The organism is Photobacterium sp. J15 (genome assembly GCF_963870815.1).
Taxonomy (GTDB): Bacteria; Pseudomonadota; Gammaproteobacteria; order Enterobacterales; family Vibrionaceae; genus Photobacterium; species Photobacterium marinum.
On sequence record NZ_CAWMUI010000001.1, the window covers coordinates 557,835 to 574,139 of the forward strand.

Genomic DNA, 16,305 nt, shown 5'->3' on the forward strand with positions numbered 1-16,305 from the left:
ATTGGTATCTGTATTAGCCAGAGGTATTATTTTACAGATATAAATTGCGGCTGAAGGCGAGCATCGCTTGGCCAAACATAACAACAATGGAAAGAGAGAAAATAAAGTATGACTGAGAGTGTTGCGGAGACCGTGGTTGAAACCATTAAGGATAATGAGTTGACCTCTGGTGTTCTTAATGCCGGAGCATGGGTTGCTGACAATCAGGAGTTGTTGATCCAGTATGGGGTGAATATCATTTCAGCCTTGCTGATCCTGTTTATCGGTAACTTAGTGGTTAAAGCCATTGCCAATGGCGTCGCGAAAGTGCTGCGTAAAAAGCAAATAGATGATGCCGTTGTCGAATTCCTGCATTCGCTGGTGCGTTACCTGCTGTTTGTTATCGTATTGATTGCAGCATTAGGGCGTGTCGGTGTGCAGACGGCTTCTGTGGTTGCCGTGATTGGTGCCGCCGGTTTGGCTGTCGGCCTGGCTTTACAGGGCTCACTGTCAAACTTTGCAGCCGGTGTTTTGATTGTGGGCTTTCGTCCGTTTAAATCCGGTGATTATGTCGAAATTGGCGGGGTGTCCGGTTCGGTGGAGTCAATTCAGGTATTCTCAACTATCCTGAATACCCCAGATAACAAAATGGTCGTGGTGCCTAATGCTGCTGTGATTGGCGGGCCTATTACTAACTACTCTCGTCATAAAACCCGTCGTATCGATTTGGTGATCGGGGTTTCTTATGATGCCGACCTGAAGCATACCAAGGAAGTGTTGACTCGAGTGATTGAAGCGGATGACCGTATTCTGAAAGATCCGGCCCCGACAGTTGGCGTACTAGCCTTGGCTGATTCTTCTGTGAACTTTGCTGTGCGTCCTTGGGTAAAAACGTCTGACTACTGGGGTGTTTATTTTGATTTGATGCAGGCGATTAAAGAAGAGCTGGATAAAGAAAACATCGGCATTCCTTATCCGCAGATGGATGTGCATCTCAACAAAATCGACGGCTAACCAAGCTGACTGAACATAAAAGAAATGGAGCCATGCGGCTCCATTTTTTATCTGGTTTATCAGGAATGCTGAGGTTTATACCTGTTCGGCTTCTTTTTCCGGCAGCATGATAACGGTGTTTGGCATGGCTTCCAGCAGCATCATCAGGGATGAAGACGCGAAAGCAAAAGTGAAATTTGGTTTACCCGGCGTGAACATCAGTTCTGGGTAGCTGAAAACAATAGGATCAACCAGGATTTTGACTTCTTCCGGCAGGGCGAATGGACATACCGCACCAGGCTCGCAGCCAATTGCCTTTATCATTTCTTCATTACTGCACACTGAAACTCGTTTGCCTAGCAGCTGTTTGACCAGCTTGCTGTCGAGGCGGCTGTCACGATGGGTCAGCAGCAGGCTGTGTCCGCCTCCTTTGATTTTCATAAACAGGCTTTTGGTCGGCGCTGCTGTCCAGCCCAGCTCTTTAGCGATGCGGGCATCGGTCTCGAAGTCGAGAATAGGTTCATGTTGCCAGGACTGGTAGTCAACGCCGGTTTGGCTGAACAGCGTTAAATTTTGCTGATAGATAGCTTCTAAGGAAGCGGTGGATGCTTTAACCAAGGTGAGTCTCCCATAAACCGTGCGCCAGGTGGGCTGCAATAAAGAACATCATAGCGGCAACAAGACAATCAATCGTCCTTTTTACCCGAGGTTTTGATAGTGTTGGCCCCAGCTTGGCTGCACCAATCGATAGGCTGTAAAACCAGACAAATGATGCCATGATAGTGCCGACGGCAAATGCGATACGCTCGTGCCCCTCGAACTGGCCGCCGATAGAACCCAGTATAACCACAGTATCTAAGTACAAATGTGGGTTAAGTACTGTTACTGCAAGTGCGCCTAAAATGACCGCTCGTCGGCCCCGGGCCATGACTTCTTTCTGTTCTTCCTGGTGGCTTGCTGAGGCTAGGGCGCTTTTCAGTGACATGGACCCGTAAATGGTGAGGAAGGCAATGCCACCAAGGGTGACGCATAGCAATAAGGTTTCGTTGCTGGACAGCAGAGCACCACCGCCAAAGATACCAAGGCTGATAAAGATAACATCGCAGATACTGCAGACGGTGGCTGTCGTTAGGTGATGGTGACGTTTAATCCCTTGATTCAGTACATAGGCATTTTGTGCACCGATCGGAATGATCATGCTAGCTCCAAGACCAAACCCTTGTAATAGAGGCCAAAGACTCATTGTTGCTGTGTTCCTTATTCTTGTTTTTACTTTAAAAAGTGTCTGATGGCATAAGCTTAGTTTTGACGGTAGGATTAAGTAAAACTAATAATTTTTATCTATCATAAGTTTGTCTAATAAAGCAGGGAGGAGGAATGCGAGGGCTGGATTATCGTTGGGTTGAGGCGTTAGATGCTGTGATCAGCCAGCGGGGGTTTGAACGGGCGGCTGAGTATTTGTGTATTACCCAATCAGCGGTTTCCCAGCGGATTAAACAGCTGGAAAAGCTGATGGCGCAACCTATGCTGGTTAGGGATCAGCCGCCAAGGCCAACACCTGCCGGCCAGAAAGTCTTGGGGCTATATCGCCGGGTCCGTTTGCTGGAGCAGGAATTGTTGCCGGAAGTGATCCCGGATGACTGTAGTCAGCCACTGTCTGTATCCCTGGCGATCAACGCTGACAGCCTTGCGACCTGGTTATTGCCAGCGATCAGTCCGCTGCTTAAATCACGACGTATAGAACTCAATTTGTTGGTTGAAGATGAGATTCGAACGCTGGATAAGCTGCGTAGCGGGGAAGCTGTTGGTGCGATCAGTATGGAGTCGGAACCGTTGCCGGGATGTGTCGCTGACTATCTGGGCCGGGTTGATTATTTGTGTGTTGCCAGCCCTGAATTTGCCCGGAAGTATTTTGCTGATGGGGTGAAGCGCGAGAGCCTGCTTGCTGCGCCGGGGGTTGCGTTCGATCAGCATGATGATATGCATGAGCGTTTTGTTCATCAGCACTTTAATTTGCCGCCCGGCAGTGTAATGAAACATACGGTGAGATCATCAGAAGCTTTTGTCAGGGTGGCGGTGGAGGGGATTGCCTATTGTCTGATCCCAAGGGTACAGATCCAGGAGGAGCTTGCCAGCGGACAATTAGTTAACCTGATCCCTGAAGTTTTCCTGACCCGACGGATGTACTGGCACCACTGGGCGCTGGAAAGCGGGGTGCTAAGTGAATTGTCACAACTGTTGATCAGTCATGCTCAGGATGTATTGCCACAGTAAACTTTGTCTTTAGTAGATCCAGCCTTTATCTCAAGGGAGGAGAGGGCTGTTGATAGAAGATAAAATAAAACAATGTGCGATATATTTTTTCTCAACCGGGATATTTTGACGTTTGTTGTTGTCGAATGGGACATCAGGCTTTTTCGCCACTATAACCAAACAGGATAATCTTATGAAAAAACAGCTGTTAGCCGTGTTATTAGGATTTAGTACATTGGGATTTGCCGGGGCAGCATCGGCACAGATGACAGTACCTCATTTGGAAACTGTCGGTAGTGGTGAGGTTTCGGCTCAGCCGGATATGGCAGAATTTTCGGTTGCTGTTGAAGAAAATCGGGCAACGGCCAAAGAGGCCAAGCAAGCTGTCGATAAGGCCGTAACGGCATTTGTTGAGCGCCTGCTGGCACAGGGTGTAGAACGTTCTGATATCCAGAGTGCCAATATCAGCCTGCAGCCACAGTATCACTACCCTAAAGATAAGAAGCCGGAATTGGTTGGCTACCGTGCCAGCCGTTATGTGACAGTTACCGTGAGGGATTTGGATAAGCTAAATAGTTACCTGGATAACGCTTTGGGTGACGGGATCAACCGCATAAACAATATCAACCTGAAAGTCAGCAATGAAGATGAGTATATTGAAAAAGCTCGTCAGGCGGCGATTAAAGATGCGATAGCCAAGGCGGAATCACTGGCGAAAGGTTTCGGTGAAAAGCTTGATGGGGTATGGCGCATTACTTACCAAGTTGCCAGCCCACGTCCGGTGATGATGCGGATGGCAATGGATGCGGCTCCTGAGGTGTCTGCAACTTATCAGGATACTGAAATTACCATTCGAGACCGGGTAGAAGTGGTATTTAAATTACAGGACTAAAGGTTCCGTAATACTCTGTAACCAGTAAAAAGGAGAGCGAATGCTCTCCTTTTTCACATTAATACTCAAGTTATGGTCTGCAGGAAGATCAGTGCAGCAGGCGGGCACGAATAGTGCCGTCAATGGCTTTGAGTTTGGTCAGTGCCTCTTCGGCACGCTCAGTTTCAACGTCAATGACCACATAACCGATCTCTGGTCCGGTTTGCAGGAATTGGGCGGCGATGTTGATGCCTTCTTCTGCAAAAATCGATGTTACCTGGTTTAGGATACCCGGGCGATTTTCGTGGATATGAAGCAGACGAGAACATTCACGCAGTTCAGGCAGTGATACTTCCGGGAAGCCGACGGCGGACAGGGTTGAACCATTGTCAGAGTATTTCACCAGCTTGCCGGCAACTTCGACACCGATGTTTTCCTGTGCTTCCTGAGTAGAGCCACCGATGTGCGGTGTCAGCAGGACATTATCAAATTTAGCCAGCGGTGATTCGAATGGGTCTTTGTTGGTTTTTGGTTCAACCGGGAATACGTCAATTGCCGCTCCGGCGATATGTTTGCTTTCCAGCGCGCTGCACAGTGAATCAATATCGACAACGGTACCACGCGCGGCGTTAATGAAGATGGCGCCGGGCTTCATACGGGCGAACTCTTCGGCCCCGATCATATTCTGGGTTTCCGGGGTTTCCGGTACGTGCAGGCTGATCACATCACACTTATTTAACAGCTCTGTCATCGAACGGACTTGAGTGGCATTACCCAGCGACAGTTTGTTCTCGATATCGTAGAAGTAGACTTTCATACCGAGGTTTTCAGCCAGGATACCCAGCTGGGTGCCGATGTGGCCGTAGCCGATAATACCGAGGCGTTTGCCACGGGCTTCGAAAGAGTGTTCTGCCGACTTCTGCCATTCACCGCGATGAGCTTTGGCGTTCTTTTCTGGAATGCCGCGCAACAGCAACAGGATTTCACCCAGAACCAGTTCGGCAACACTTCGGGTATTAGAGAACGGAGCGTTGAATACCGGGATACCGCGTTTGGCGGCTGCAGAGAGATCAACTTGGTTGGTGCCGATACAGAAACAACCAACAGCAATTAGTTTCTTGGCGGACTCAAAGACCTCTTCTGTCAGCTGGGTACGGGATCGGATACCGATGAAATGTGCATCTTTAGCGGCTTCAAGCAGTTCGTCGCCTGACAGGGAGCCTTTGTGGTATTCGATATTGGTGTAACCGGCTTGTTGAAGAACCTCAATTGAAGAAGGGTGGAGGCCTTCTAATAAGAGGATTTTGATCTTTTCTTTATCCAGTGAAACTTTAGCCATTGGTTCTCATCCTTAAAAACTTGAGACGGCGAACCATCGGAACAGCTGGTGTGGCAGGCAGGAAGGGAGGTGCATGAAAGGATTCCTGGATGCCGCCCGACGGCGCTGACTCAAATGATTGCTACATGCTGAATATTAAAGTAACAAAAAAAAATGAGGTTGGGTAAGAAAATTACGAAACGGGCAAGAAAAAACGGCATAAAATATGCCGTTTTGTAATCAAATAACAGAATTAAGTAAGCTTATAGAGCTAAGCTACTTATTTTTCGAACTTTTTAACGCCTTCAGAAGAGCCGACAAGCAGAACGTCAGCACCACGGTGAGCGAACAGACCCACGGTTACCACACCCGGAAGGGCATTGATTTTGTCTTCCATCGCTTTCGGGTCAGTGATTTCCATGCTGTGAACGTCCAGGATCACATTGCCGTTATCGGTTACCACACCTTCACGGTAAACAGGGTCACCACCCAGTTTTACCAGCTCGCGGCCGATGTATGAGCGAGCCATTGGGATTACTTCAACTGGCAGCGGGAACTGGCCCAGTACATCCACCTGTTTGGTGTCATCAACGATACAGATAAATTGCTTGGCAATGGCGGCAACAATCTTTTCACGAGTCAGGGCTGCACCGCCGCCTTTGATCATGTCATATTCAGCGTTGATTTCGTCAGCACCATCAACGTAAATGTCCAGGCTGGAAACTTCGTTGGCATCAAATACAGGGATACCGATTTTTTCCAGACGTTCAGTCGAGGCAATTGAGCTTGATACCGCTCCTTTGATTTCTGATTTACGAGTTTCCAGAGCGTCGATGAAGTGATTAACGGTTGAGCCTGTGCCCACACCCACGATGCTGCCTTTCTTCACGTATTCCAATGCAGCCCAGCCGGCAGCTTTCTTCATTTCATCTTGTGTCATGCCTTTCTCCTAGTGATGACAAACGTTGCGCGGAGCGCTGATTATAGCTAACTGGCTCCTTGCCCGTCAGGTCAATTATTTGATCGAGATCTCTGTTTTCAGTTTGGTAGTGGTTGTCGGGTAAGTAAATGTTGAAAACCGGGCAGAGGCGGCTGAGGTCGGGGGAGTTTGGCAAGTGTTGAACCTGGCCTTATACCGGCCAGGTGAAGTGGTATGACGGGGTAATGATTTCCGGCAGGGGAACATCCCAGGCTTCAAAGGGCAGGCTATCAACCTGCTGACAGTCATGGGCCAGCCCGAGAGGTTGCGGACCAAGGCGCTCATTGTGCCAGCGGTTCAGGGTCCGGTCGTAGTAGCCGCCGCCCATTCCCAATCGTTGGCCAGTATTGTCAAAAGCGACCAGCGGGGTGCAGACCAGATCGAGTTCATTCACCGGTTTAACCAGCCTGATATCTAGTATCGGCTCTCGAATCTGGTATTTGTTCAACTTCATTCGGGTATTTGGGGTGTAGTGCAAAAACAGCAGATGGCCCTTGCTGAACGGGTGAAGTACCGGCAGGTAGACAGATTTACCTTGTTGCCACAACCAGTCAATCAGTGGTTGGGTATCAATTTCCCCGTCATTAGACAGGTAAAGGGCAATGTGATTGGCGTTAATCACGCAGGGTAGTTGCTGAAAGCGGATCAGGAGCTCTTCTGCATCATGCTTTTGTTGCTCCTGGCTCAGGGCACGACGGCGCTGGCGGATTTCCTGACGAATATGTTGGCGTGAAGCTAACGGGTGAACAGCTGATCTCATAAGTCATCCAGTGACAGAGGTTGTTCGGGAATATAAAAGATATATAAAGAAGCGAGTTTCTGACAGATAAGTTGCTGAATCCGGGTAACTCGATTCTTGTTACCAATCTAGCTTATCAGAGATAGGAGGTATGCCCCAAGGTGCCGTTGCGAATTGTGGCCCTTGAACCAGACGTTCAAGGTGGATCGGCAACATTAACCGTAGGCTTCTCAGTACGAGCTGAGCATGCTCAATAGCTAATAAAAGCCAACCCTTTGTATTTGCTTATCGGCTCGGGGACGTTAATTCACTGACGTACACCCCAGGGTCAATTCATTATCAACGCTTTGGTTGATTTTGCAATGCCTTATCCAAGCTTTCTGCTAATGCATTGATTCGGTTGGATAAATTTGAATCACTGCCTTGTTGTTTATGGCGTTGCTGATGCAACTCGTTACAAATATTCAGACCGGTGAACATCAGCAGCTGTTCAGCGTTGTTGATTTTTGTGCGTTCAGACAAGTCTTTTAGACGCTGGTCGAAATCTTTTGCTGCTTCACGCAGTGCGTCTTCCTGACCCGTTGGACAATTTACCTTTAGGGTGCGGCCCAATACTTCAATTTCAACAGCCTGAGTACTCATAAACTTATAATCTTGTTCCGTGCCAGATTGTTAGTTTGGCATTCCGCTTGCTATTTGCGACAGGTGGCTAAATATAGAAAAAGCCTTTTCAACATGCAAGCTCGCTAATCACGGTTTGCGGTGAATGCCTGCTGACTAATCAGATATTGACCGTTTTGCACCAAACATCGACCCTGGATTTCAGCGAGGTTGCCATAGCTGTCGCACTCTTTGGGTAACAGATATTTCTGTTACGGATTCTCAGGCTATTAGCCTGTTTTCAACCTAAGTGATAGCATAACATAGTTAATCTGAGCACCAACGAAATTAAGGTTAAAAGCCCATGAGCGAAGTAAAATTACCTGCGTATGACGCTGTTGATGCAGCACTGAAAGAGCACGGTCTTGCGGTTTCTCCGTCAGAGCTTCACGGCCTGCTGAACGGCATGGTTTGTGGTGGACTGGCTGTTGATGGTGATAACTGGGTCGGCCCTGTATGTGATTACGCCAATGAAGGTGAGCCTTTAACGGATGGTGCCAAAGCCATGGTGCGTTCTGTTTTTGATGCTGTTGCCGGTGAGCTGGGCCTGCTGACGAATACCCTGTTCAATTCAACGGCTGCAGAATTGGCAGATGCTGAATTCAACGTTTCCCTGCTGCTGCCAACAGAAGACGCAGATCTGATGTTGCGGGCTGAAGCACTGAGTGAGTGGACGACAAACTTTATCTCCGGCCTGGGCCTGATGGGACTAGAAAAGAACAAGATGTCGCCGGATTTGAGCGAAGCTGTCGCTGCACTGGAGGAGATCTCGCAGCTGGGTATCGATGAAGATGACGATATGGATGAACAGGCTGAACTGTTTGAAAATGTGCTGGCTTATGTACCTGAGTGTGTGCTGACTTGTCTGGTAGAACTGAGCCAGCGTCCGGGCGCAGTGGAAGAGCCGGTTGTACCGGGGCTTGATTCGGTTAAAAAGCCGACTTTGCACTAATAACTACGTGCACTAATAACAATGGTAAGGGAGTGAATGTGAAGCAGTATGATGTTGTCATTGCCGGTGGTGCAATGGCGGGTGCGACACTGGCTATTGCCCTCAATAATCTCAGCGGCGGCCGATTAAAGATCGCCGTGGTAGAGGCGGTAGCACCGAAGCTGGATCAACACCCGGGGTATGATGCCCGGAGTATTGCCTTGTCTTTGGGATCTGCCAACTTGCTGCAACAAATAGGCATTTGGTCGAAGATGGACGATATTGCCACCCCGATTTCCCATATTCATGTTTCGGATCAGGGGCATGCAGGCATTGTTCACATTGATGCCTGCGAGCAGGGTGTCGATGCCTTGGGGTATGTGGTAGAGCTGGCTGATGTCGGTACCTTGCTTCACAAACAGCTCAATGAACTAGAGGCTGTCGAGCTGCTTTGCCCGGCAGTGATCACGGATATTCAGCGTAGCCAGGAAGCGGTGACACTGGCCCTTGAGCAGGGTGAGACGATCAGTGCCAGATTGCTGGTGACGGCTGACGGTGCCTTGTCGTCTTGCTGTGACATGCTGGGAATCGGTCGCAGTGAGTATGACTTTGACCAGGTGGCGGTAATAGCTAACGTGACGACAGCCGAAGCCCATCAGGGGCGGGCGTTTGAGCGCTTTACGCCTTACGGGCCGGTTGCCTTGTTGCCGATGTCAGAAGGACGAAGTTCACTGGTGTGGTGTATTAAACCGGAAGATCAGCAAAAAGTGCTGAACTGGAGTGATGAGCAGTTTCTGACCGAGTTGCAGCAGGCATTTGGCTGGCGCCTGGGGCAACTGGTGAAAGCTGGTTCCCGCTGCGCTTATCCGCTGTTTTTGCGTCAGGCTCAGCGCATCACTTCCCACCGGGTTGCCGTGGTCGGCAATGCCGCGCAGACACTTCATCCGATTGCCGGTCAGGGCTTTAACCTTGGTCTGCGTGATGTCATGTCGCTGGCTGAAGAAGTGGTTCGTGGTTTTGATGAAGCTGGTGATCCGGGATCAGCACAGATCCTGAGCCGTTATCGTCAGCGTCGGATGCCGGATCGTGAGGCTACTGTAGGGATGACCTCTGGTTTGGTCGGAGTGTTTGCCAATAACAGCCTGCCACTGGTGGCTGGCCGCAATACCGGACTGTTGGCGATGAGCCTATTTGATACGATAAAAGCACCGCTGGTACGGCGGGCAATGGGACAGGTAGAAAGATAATAATGATGCAAAGTGTTGATGTTGCCATTATCGGCGGCGGTATGGTGGGGCTGACCCTGGCTGCTGCGCTTGCCGATACCGAGTTGCGTGTTGCTGTAATTGAAGGCAAACTGCCTGAGCAAGAACTGGCTCCGTTACCGGATTTGCGAGTGTCGGCACTCAGCCGCGCCAGTGAGCGAATTCTACGTCGGGTTGGTGCCTGGTCGGGTATTGAATCGCGACGTCTGAGCCCGTACGGAAAAATGCAGGTTTGGGAGCAGGACAGTTTTGCCAGTATTGAATTTGATGCAGCCCGACTGGCGCAGCCGAATCTCGGTCATATTGTCGAGAACCGGGTGATTCAACTGGCGTTACTGGAGCGGATAAAGCAATTGCCGAATGTGACTTTGCTGGCACCGGAACACTGCCAGAATATCGCTTTCGGCGAGAGTGAAGCCTGGCTGAATCTGGCTTCCGGCAAGAGCCTGACAGCCAAGTTGGTTGTCGGTGCTGACGGGGCAAATTCCTGGGTACGTAACCAGTTGGATATCCCGCTGACCCACTGGGATTACGGCCACAGTGCCATTGTTGCCAATATCCGCTGCAGTGAGGCTCATCAGCAGACAGCTCGTCAGGTTTTCCGCCCACAGGGGCCGCTGGCATTCCTGCCATTGGCGGATAAGGATTTGTGCTCAATTGTCTGGTCGGTACCGCCACTGAAGGCTGAGCTCCTGTGCGATATGAGTGACGAGGAATTCAACAAAGAACTGACAGCGGCTTTTGATAACCGTCTGGGTCTTTGTCAGGTTGAAGGTGAGCGTCAGGCTTTTCCGTTGAGAATGCGTTATGCCCGCGACTTTGTCCGGGATCGAGTGGTTCTGGTTGGGGACGCGGCCCATACCATTCATCCGCTGGCCGGGCAGGGCGTAAACCTTGGTTTGCTGGACGCTGCCAGCTTGGCTCAGGAGCTGAAGATTCTGTGGCAGCAAGAGCAGGATATCGGCAAGAAGGCTAACCTGCGTCAGTATGAACGCTGGCGTAAGGCCGAGGCGGCGAAGATGATCACCGCGATGCAGGCTTTCCGTGATCTGTTTGACGGTAGCAATCCCGCGAAGAAACTGGTGCGTGATATTGGTTTGTTTATTGCGGACAAAGCGCCGGGCGTGAAAGATGAATTTATGCGTCGAGCTCTGGGCCTGACCGGTGACTTGCCTGATCTGGCTAAGCCATAAGCTCTTAGGAAAGTTACAACTTTTGCGGTAGAAACCGTCTCTTCGGAGGCGGTTTTTTTGTGCGCATGATTTTTATAGGGATTATTTGATCACACTTTGAATTTTTTCTCCTACAGTAAATAACAGGAAATTTAGTCCGTTGGACTAAAGCTTGATCGCAGCCATGTGAGTTTGAGGAGCTGTCACTGTGTTTTTTCTCTGCTTTCATCGCACTGTGTTGAGGCGATAGGCAGGCTTTCATAAGGAAGTTTCACCATGAGCTATATTCCCACTGAATTGAAATATACCAATACCCATGAGTGGGTACGTCCGGAAGGTGATGGGGTTTTTACCGTTGGTATTACCGATCATGCCCAGTCGTTACTGGGAGATATGGTTTTTGTTGAGTTGCCTGAGTTGGATGCGGCAACGGAGGCCGGCGAAGATTGCGCGGTTGCTGAGTCAGTAAAAGCCGCATCGGATGTTTATGCGCCTCTGACCGGTTTTGTAGTTGCTGTTAATGAAGATTTGGAAAATTCACCGGAGCTGGTAAACAGTGATCCCTATGGTGACGGTTGGCTGTTTCAGATCAAAGTAGAAGATGAAAGCGAGTTTGCCGATTTGCTGGACTCTGATAATTATCTCGACTTGGTTGATGAATCAGAAGAATAGCTGAGAAGGCTCGGTCTATTGTCCTGCAAACCCTAATCGGTTTGTTGTGTTTAAATACAGCAAAGCCCACTATGTGGGCTTTTGCATAAACGGATTATTTTGACCGCTATTTTTAAAATTCTCTGAGGCGTTTTATTTCCCGGTTGATTTCGTTCACGGTCTGAAAATGCCGTTGCTGGGCTTTGACTGGCACAAGCAACATTCCTTTGTCGAATTCATAGCCTCCTCGGCCATCGATGTAGATCCTTCCACTGAATAAACGGCTTACGTGCTTTGCGATTAACGTGGGCACGTAGCGTTTGAACATGCGCATATTTTGTCAGCCTCGTCTGATTTTCGAACAGGGGGGATTATAAGCTAGCCACTATGAAAGTTTTGTGACTGTAACAGCACAATCTCAACGCCAAATTTAACTGAGTGGTTTATTTATTTGTGAGCATTATTTGGCGGAGTATAAAATTCTTTTATTTCATGATTAGAAATAAAAAATAAGAATTAGAAATTATTCGCATCAATGTCTTTGCCTCGAATTATTATTGGATAATTATGACGTTATCTGCATCTTTCCTGTAATGGCGCGGTTTGTTGTTGGGACGAAGTTCTCTTTTTTGTCGGCCTGTTATGAATTGAATTTTTTTGCTTTGTAGTCATTTCAGAATTTTGTGCTGAATTTCCTTTCTGGTCTGAGCTCTGAGACTTTTTCTCTTTTTTATCGGCCTATTTCAATTTTTCTGCGTTGGATCAAAAAAATGTTTCTGGCATATGCCAATAATAAGCCTGTTATTGGCATATGCCAGAAAAGAGGATGTGATGCCCAGACCGAAGAAAGAGCGCCGGATCGGTTGTCGTCCGGCCCATAGCTGCTTTAAGCCGAACGGTATCCCAATGTCACAGCTTGACAGTATTGCGCTGGCTCCTGATGAGCTTGAAGCAATCCGGCTGGTGGACTTGAACGGCCTGAACCAACAGGCTGCGGCCCAGGAGTTGGGAGTTTCCCGACAGACACTCGGCAATATTGTTGCCAGTGCAAGACATAAGGTTGCTCAGGCGTTAGTTAAGGGAATGGCCCTTGAGTTAAAGCCTGTATCGCAACAATCAATGACGGCCGGTGCCGGAACTGAATGTACACCGGCCTGTGAACAGGACAATTAATGATGTCTCTAGCAATTGCAATTACACCTCGTAACGAGGTTGCCGGTCACTTTGGTAAAGCGGCGGGCTTTTTGGTGTTTAATCAGGATGGACAGTTGATCCATCAGTTCGAAAACAGTGGTCGCCGTGAAATTGGCTGCAAGCACAAAAAAGTGCTTCAACGCCAGCTAACAGAACTGGGGGTGACAGAGATCATTCTGTGTAATGTCGGCCAGCGTTCATTGGCGCGACTGTTGAACAGTGGTTTTACGGTTAGTCGTGTGCCGTCTCGCAGCCCGGTTGCCATGGTCATGAGTGGTGAAATTCCCCGTGAAGCCCTGACTTCACCTGAGCAGGGCCGTCCTTGTAAACGAGAAAAGGGTGATTGTGGCTGCGGGTGTGGCAGTAAGAAAAAAGAGCGCCCGACAAAAATCGGGATGAGAATGAACGGAAAAATGTCGATGTCAGGTCTTTCTAAGCTAGGAGGGCTCAAACTATGACATTGTTGCTCACGCTAATGATTTTCCTGCTGGTGATTACCGCAATGGCTATTGGTTGGATTATCAAGAAGAAAACTATTTCGGGCAGTTGTGGCGGTCTGGCGAACGTTGGCATTGAGAAAGAGTGCGACTGTGAGGAGGTCTGTGACACCCACCGGCTTTACCAAATCCAGGAGCCACAGCAAAAAAGCTGATAGCTGAAAGGCAAAAAAGATAGAAGCAGGGATTTTCCCTGCTTTTTCTTTTTATTCTGTAGTGATTAGAACTTGTTTACCTGAATCGGTTGATAGTCCGGCACTTATTGGTATCAACTATCGGGAGCTTGGCGAAGGGCGGCGACTCGTTGAGTAATCGTGTCGCAGACAGTTTGCTTCAACCACTCTATTCGTGGGTGAGAGGCATTTCGTTTCAGCCACAGCATATTGATATCAAAGTCGGGGATCTCGACCGGAGGCGGGCACCGGGTCAGGTTGTCCTGAAAGATATCGACTTTTGCCATTAGGGTTGAAACCATGCACAGCAGATTCCGCCCGGTCAACAGGTGGCGCACGGTCAGGAAGTTACCTGAGCCGACAGCTACATGGCGGGAAAATCCTTGTTGTTTTAGTTGGTCATCGATTTGTGAGGCCAGTTTGCCGTCCGGGGTGACCAGTGCCTGCGGTGTGGCAACATAACTGGCCATATCGACAGGGATACTTAGCCCGGTGGCTTTTTGATCAAACAGGCAGACATGATCTTCGGTATAAAGATGTTGGCTGTCGATCTCTTTTGGCAGTCCTTTCATCGAGCCGATCACCAGATCGATATTCTGGTTTTCGAATGCTGCCTGATAGTTGTTGCGATCCACATTGCAGAAGCTGAGCTGACAGTGCGGAGCCTGTTCTGATACTGCATCAAACAAGGCTGGAGCAAACAGCAGTTCGGCGTAGTCGGTCAGCCCTATCTTGAAATTTCCCCGGTAATCCGCCGGAATAAAGTCGCCGGGGCGCAGGATCTCGCTGGTCACCAGCCCGAGTATATGTTCGATAACCGGTGTCAGTTCAACAGCCCGATCTGTTGCTATCATCTGGTGGCCTTGGCGCTCGAATAACGGATCATTGAGCAGGGTACGCAGCCGCGATAGGTTGTGGCTCATGGCTGACTGGCCAATTGAGAGCTTAGCTGCCGCTTTAGTCACACTGCGGGTTTCCATCAGGGCGGAGAAGGCGATCAGCAGGTTAAGATCGACGCCTCGCCAGTTGATATCTTTCATTATCGGGCTTCGTCCTAGCGGCAAATATCAGCGAACATCGGATCACAAAGCAATAGCAGATCGTCGGTATCCAGTTCGATACCGGCCATACGATCACCACTGCTGATATTGACCCGGGTATGCCGGGTAATGCTGTGATCGAAAATGACCGGCAGCGGGTGTTTCAGACCAATCGGAGCGACAGTTCCAATCACCAGCCCGGTAACTTTCTCCACGTCACGGGCATCAGCACAGGTCATCCGGCGACAGCCGAACATGGCCCGGACTTTTTTCGGATCAACCTGAGACGGGCCCGGAACACAAGCTAGAACATGGAAGCCGCCCATGTCACGCAACAGGATAGATTTCACCATTTGCTGCGGATCGACACCACGTTCCTGCGCCGCTTCTTCTATCGTTTTGGCCGGTTTTGTGTGGGGAAGGAGCCGGAAGTCGACGCCTTCTTTTTCCAGATGAATAATTACCGATGTTTGCATGGCTTAAGCATTGTCTTCAAGAGAGTAAGGCAGAGGTTGCTTTTGCCACAGGGCTTCCTGGTCAGCCAGGCGGAACTGAGTGTTATCTTCCAGATCATTCGGCAGGCAGACCAGAGCTGTTGCCTGACCATCTGCAAACTGATAACCCGCAATGACTGTGCCGCCTTTACGCCAGTTTTCACCGACACTGCGCTCAAGGGCATCACCCGCCTGAGGGCATGCTGTGGCCATCCCGCTGACAATGTACATAGCTCGCTTGTTGATACCGCGGTATTTGGCACGGGCAACGGTTTCCTGGCCGGTATAACAACCTTTGGTAAAGCTGATGCCGTCTACTGCCTGTAGATTCAGAGCCTGAGGAATGAATTCCAGCTCGGTGGCTGCATCAACACGTGGGATTGCGTTACGGATATCGTACAGATCCCACAGTGTGTTGTCGGAGAGTTCTGCGCCTTCTGCCAGACGGCTGGCCAGGACTTCCGCCTGTGTCGGGTTAACGGCGATTAGCCAACGCTGTTCGTCAATTTTTACCGCTGTGCCACCATCGAACGGACGGACATGACCTTCACCGCCTAGTTCACGGTTGATAACATCATTTGCTTGATCACCAGTCAGGCCAAGCAGGATGTCATTACCTTGTTCAATATCTACTTTGGAGAAAACGGCGTACTTTTTCAGTTCAGGTAGTTGAGTTGCCATTACGCTCTGACGTTGCAGTAGGCCATAGCCGTCATTGTGGTGGAACAGACGGAAAACAGTGCGCATTTTACCTTTGGCGTCACAATGGCTACCCAAGGTGGATGCATCTGCGCTCAGGCTGACCACATCACAGGTTACCTGTCCGTGCAGGTAGGATTTTTTGTCTTCACCGACCAGGGTCACCAGAGCCCAGTCAGCAAGATCAACCAGTGCCAGCGCCGGCAGGTCATCTTGCGCGTTCAGGGTAATTTTTTTGAAGTTCAGGGCGTTTGACCAGGTGCTCATAGGGATTCCATGATTTGCTGGTAACTTGCCGGAGTATCCTGAATCAGGAACTGAAAAACGGGGCGCGGCAAGCTACGGATTAGGGTTAAAGTTATTGTGCTTGCTATGTTAAAACGCTGGCTGGCATTTG

At 49.6% G+C, this 16,305-nt stretch carries 20 protein-coding genes and 1 other RNA gene; 10 read left to right on the forward strand and 11 right to left on the reverse strand.

Annotated elements, in window-relative coordinates:
- The first annotated feature begins 108 nt into the window (after window positions 1-108).
- Window positions 109-993 (forward strand): small-conductance mechanosensitive channel MscS, encoded by an 885-nt coding sequence (mscS, locus tag AACQ93_RS02730; protein ID WP_064601993.1) that lies wholly within the window; start codon window positions 109-111, stop codon window positions 991-993.
- Between the two features lie 75 nt (window positions 994-1,068).
- Here mscS and AACQ93_RS02735 read toward each other — a convergent pair whose 3' ends face one another.
- Together AACQ93_RS02735 and AACQ93_RS02740 are read right to left on the reverse strand one after the other, a co-directional pair.
- Complete coding sequence (locus AACQ93_RS02735; RefSeq protein WP_064601995.1) at window positions 1,069-1,590, reverse strand: YbaK/EbsC family protein; 522 nt, start codon at window positions 1,588-1,590, stop codon at window positions 1,069-1,071.
- Window positions 1,583-2,215, reverse strand: coding sequence for a LysE/ArgO family amino acid transporter (locus AACQ93_RS02740; RefSeq protein ID WP_064601996.1), 633 nt, complete (start codon window positions 2,213-2,215; stop codon window positions 1,583-1,585). Before AACQ93_RS02740 ends, AACQ93_RS02735 begins: the two co-directional genes overlap by 8 nt.
- 134 nt (window positions 2,216-2,349) lie before the next feature.
- Between AACQ93_RS02740 and AACQ93_RS02745 the strand changes: the two genes are divergently transcribed.
- Together AACQ93_RS02745 and AACQ93_RS02750 are read left to right on the forward strand one after the other, a co-directional pair.
- The gene (locus AACQ93_RS02745; RefSeq protein WP_007466352.1) at window positions 2,350-3,246 is read left to right on the forward strand and encodes a LysR family transcriptional regulator ArgP; all 897 of its coding nucleotides are present in this window, start codon (window positions 2,350-2,352) and stop codon (window positions 3,244-3,246) included.
- A gap of 172 nt (window positions 3,247-3,418) precedes the next feature.
- Complete coding sequence (locus AACQ93_RS02750) at window positions 3,419-4,117, forward strand: oxidative stress defense protein (RefSeq protein WP_064601998.1); 699 nt, start codon at window positions 3,419-3,421, stop codon at window positions 4,115-4,117.
- 88 nt (window positions 4,118-4,205) lie between these two features.
- On the opposite strand, the gene serA is transcribed toward AACQ93_RS02750, so the two are convergent.
- The 5 genes from serA to zapA form a co-directional block, all read right to left on the reverse strand.
- Entirely contained in the window at window positions 4,206-5,435 is a 1,230-nt protein-coding gene (serA, locus tag AACQ93_RS02755; protein WP_007466355.1) for a phosphoglycerate dehydrogenase, read from the reverse strand.
- A 259-nt stretch (window positions 5,436-5,694) separates the two neighbouring features.
- A complete protein-coding gene (gene rpiA / locus AACQ93_RS02760; RefSeq protein ID WP_007466356.1) occupies window positions 5,695-6,354 on the reverse strand; it encodes a ribose-5-phosphate isomerase RpiA in 660 nt (219 codons plus the stop codon).
- A gap of 190 nt (window positions 6,355-6,544) precedes the next feature.
- Window positions 6,545-7,153, reverse strand: a complete 609-nt coding sequence (locus AACQ93_RS02765) for a 5-formyltetrahydrofolate cyclo-ligase (RefSeq protein ID WP_064602000.1) — start codon at window positions 7,151-7,153, stop codon at window positions 6,545-6,547.
- A 128-nt stretch (window positions 7,154-7,281) separates the two neighbouring features.
- Window positions 7,282-7,464, reverse strand: a non-coding RNA gene (gene ssrS / locus AACQ93_RS02770) — 6S RNA.
- 7 nt (window positions 7,465-7,471) lie between these two features.
- Entirely contained in the window at window positions 7,472-7,774 is a 303-nt protein-coding gene (gene zapA, locus AACQ93_RS02775; protein WP_064602002.1) for a cell division protein ZapA, read from the reverse strand.
- 322 nt (window positions 7,775-8,096) lie between these two features.
- On the opposite strand from zapA, the gene AACQ93_RS02780 reads away from it, so the two are divergent.
- From AACQ93_RS02780 to gcvH, 4 genes are all read left to right on the forward strand, one after another.
- Window positions 8,097-8,744, forward strand: coding sequence for a UPF0149 family protein (locus AACQ93_RS02780; protein ID WP_064602004.1), 648 nt, complete (start codon window positions 8,097-8,099; stop codon window positions 8,742-8,744).
- A gap of 38 nt (window positions 8,745-8,782) precedes the next feature.
- Complete coding sequence (ubiH, locus tag AACQ93_RS02785) at window positions 8,783-9,970, forward strand: 2-octaprenyl-6-methoxyphenyl hydroxylase (protein WP_084418919.1); 1,188 nt, start codon at window positions 8,783-8,785, stop codon at window positions 9,968-9,970.
- Between the two features lie 2 nt (window positions 9,971-9,972).
- Entirely contained in the window at window positions 9,973-11,181 is a 1,209-nt protein-coding gene (locus AACQ93_RS02790) for an FAD-dependent 2-octaprenylphenol hydroxylase (protein ID WP_064602006.1), read from the forward strand.
- 264 nt (window positions 11,182-11,445) lie between these two features.
- Window positions 11,446-11,832: a glycine cleavage system protein GcvH gene (gene gcvH / locus AACQ93_RS02795; protein WP_332308700.1), complete on the forward strand. Its 387-nt coding sequence runs from the start codon at window positions 11,446-11,448 to the stop codon at window positions 11,830-11,832.
- A 112-nt stretch (window positions 11,833-11,944) separates the two neighbouring features.
- Here gcvH and AACQ93_RS02800 read toward each other — a convergent pair whose 3' ends face one another.
- On the reverse strand, window positions 11,945-12,145 hold the full coding sequence (locus tag AACQ93_RS02800; RefSeq protein ID WP_036800051.1) for a DUF1107 domain-containing protein: 201 nt from the start codon (window positions 12,143-12,145) through the stop codon (window positions 11,945-11,947).
- A gap of 497 nt (window positions 12,146-12,642) precedes the next feature.
- On the opposite strand from AACQ93_RS02800, the gene AACQ93_RS02805 reads away from it, so the two are divergent.
- The 3 genes from AACQ93_RS02805 to nqrM are packed head-to-tail and all read left to right on the forward strand — an operon-like array spanning window position 12,643 to window position 13,657.
- Window positions 12,643-12,984 (forward strand): DUF134 domain-containing protein, encoded by a 342-nt coding sequence (locus AACQ93_RS02805; protein WP_051035818.1) that lies wholly within the window; start codon window positions 12,643-12,645, stop codon window positions 12,982-12,984.
- Window positions 12,984-13,463: a NifB/NifX family molybdenum-iron cluster-binding protein gene (locus AACQ93_RS02810; RefSeq protein ID WP_339367429.1), complete on the forward strand. Its 480-nt coding sequence runs from the start codon at window positions 12,984-12,986 to the stop codon at window positions 13,461-13,463. Before AACQ93_RS02805 ends, AACQ93_RS02810 begins: the two co-directional genes overlap by 1 nt.
- Window positions 13,460-13,657, forward strand: coding sequence for a (Na+)-NQR maturation NqrM (gene nqrM, locus AACQ93_RS02815; RefSeq protein WP_064602008.1), 198 nt, complete (start codon window positions 13,460-13,462; stop codon window positions 13,655-13,657). Before AACQ93_RS02810 ends, nqrM begins: the two co-directional genes overlap by 4 nt.
- 113 nt (window positions 13,658-13,770) lie before the next feature.
- Here nqrM and AACQ93_RS02820 read toward each other — a convergent pair whose 3' ends face one another.
- The 3 genes from AACQ93_RS02820 to ygfZ are packed head-to-tail and all read right to left on the reverse strand — an operon-like array spanning window position 13,771 to window position 16,175.
- On the reverse strand, window positions 13,771-14,715 hold the full coding sequence (locus AACQ93_RS02820; RefSeq protein WP_064602009.1) for a LysR substrate-binding domain-containing protein: 945 nt from the start codon (window positions 14,713-14,715) through the stop codon (window positions 13,771-13,773).
- A 14-nt stretch (window positions 14,716-14,729) separates the two neighbouring features.
- The gene (locus AACQ93_RS02825) at window positions 14,730-15,191 is read right to left on the reverse strand and encodes an aminoacyl-tRNA deacylase (protein WP_036800054.1); all 462 of its coding nucleotides are present in this window, start codon (window positions 15,189-15,191) and stop codon (window positions 14,730-14,732) included.
- Window positions 15,192-15,194: 3 nt separating this feature from the next.
- The gene (gene ygfZ / locus AACQ93_RS02830; RefSeq protein ID WP_064602010.1) at window positions 15,195-16,175 is read right to left on the reverse strand and encodes a tRNA-modifying protein YgfZ; all 981 of its coding nucleotides are present in this window, start codon (window positions 16,173-16,175) and stop codon (window positions 15,195-15,197) included.
- Window positions 16,176-16,305: the final 130 nt, after the last annotated feature.

Excerpts from the sequence above, each read along its gene's own strand:
- mscS (WP_064601993.1), top strand. The coding sequence starts at position 109 with ATGACTGAGAGTGTTGCGGAGACCGTGGTTGAAACCATTAAGGATAAT.
- AACQ93_RS02740 (WP_064601996.1), bottom strand. The coding sequence starts at position 2,215 with ATGAGTCTTTGGCCTCTATTACAAGGGTTTGGTCTTGGAGCTAGCATG.
- AACQ93_RS02745 (WP_007466352.1), top strand. The coding sequence starts at position 2,350 with ATGCGAGGGCTGGATTATCGTTGGGTTGAGGCGTTAGATGCTGTGATC.
- AACQ93_RS02750 (WP_064601998.1), top strand. The coding sequence starts at position 3,419 with ATGAAAAAACAGCTGTTAGCCGTGTTATTAGGATTTAGTACATTGGGA.
- serA (WP_007466355.1), bottom strand. The coding sequence starts at position 5,435 with ATGGCTAAAGTTTCACTGGATAAAGAAAAGATCAAAATCCTCTTATTA.
- rpiA (WP_007466356.1), bottom strand. The coding sequence starts at position 6,354 with ATGACACAAGATGAAATGAAGAAAGCTGCCGGCTGGGCTGCATTGGAA.
- AACQ93_RS02765 (WP_064602000.1), bottom strand. The coding sequence starts at position 7,153 with ATGAGATCAGCTGTTCACCCGTTAGCTTCACGCCAACATATTCGTCAG.
- zapA (WP_064602002.1), bottom strand. The coding sequence starts at position 7,774 with ATGAGTACTCAGGCTGTTGAAATTGAAGTATTGGGCCGCACCCTAAAG.
- AACQ93_RS02780 (WP_064602004.1), top strand. The coding sequence starts at position 8,097 with ATGAGCGAAGTAAAATTACCTGCGTATGACGCTGTTGATGCAGCACTG.
- AACQ93_RS02790 (WP_064602006.1), top strand. The coding sequence starts at position 9,973 with ATGATGCAAAGTGTTGATGTTGCCATTATCGGCGGCGGTATGGTGGGG.
- AACQ93_RS02800 (WP_036800051.1), bottom strand. The coding sequence starts at position 12,145 with ATGCGCATGTTCAAACGCTACGTGCCCACGTTAATCGCAAAGCACGTA.
- AACQ93_RS02805 (WP_051035818.1), top strand. The coding sequence starts at position 12,643 with ATGCCCAGACCGAAGAAAGAGCGCCGGATCGGTTGTCGTCCGGCCCAT.
- AACQ93_RS02810 (WP_339367429.1), top strand. The coding sequence starts at position 12,984 with ATGATGTCTCTAGCAATTGCAATTACACCTCGTAACGAGGTTGCCGGT.
- nqrM (WP_064602008.1), top strand. The coding sequence starts at position 13,460 with ATGACATTGTTGCTCACGCTAATGATTTTCCTGCTGGTGATTACCGCA.
- AACQ93_RS02820 (WP_064602009.1), bottom strand. The coding sequence starts at position 14,715 with ATGAAAGATATCAACTGGCGAGGCGTCGATCTTAACCTGCTGATCGCC.
- AACQ93_RS02825 (WP_036800054.1), bottom strand. The coding sequence starts at position 15,191 with ATGCAAACATCGGTAATTATTCATCTGGAAAAAGAAGGCGTCGACTTC.
- ygfZ (WP_064602010.1), bottom strand. The coding sequence starts at position 16,175 with ATGAGCACCTGGTCAAACGCCCTGAACTTCAAAAAAATTACCCTGAAC.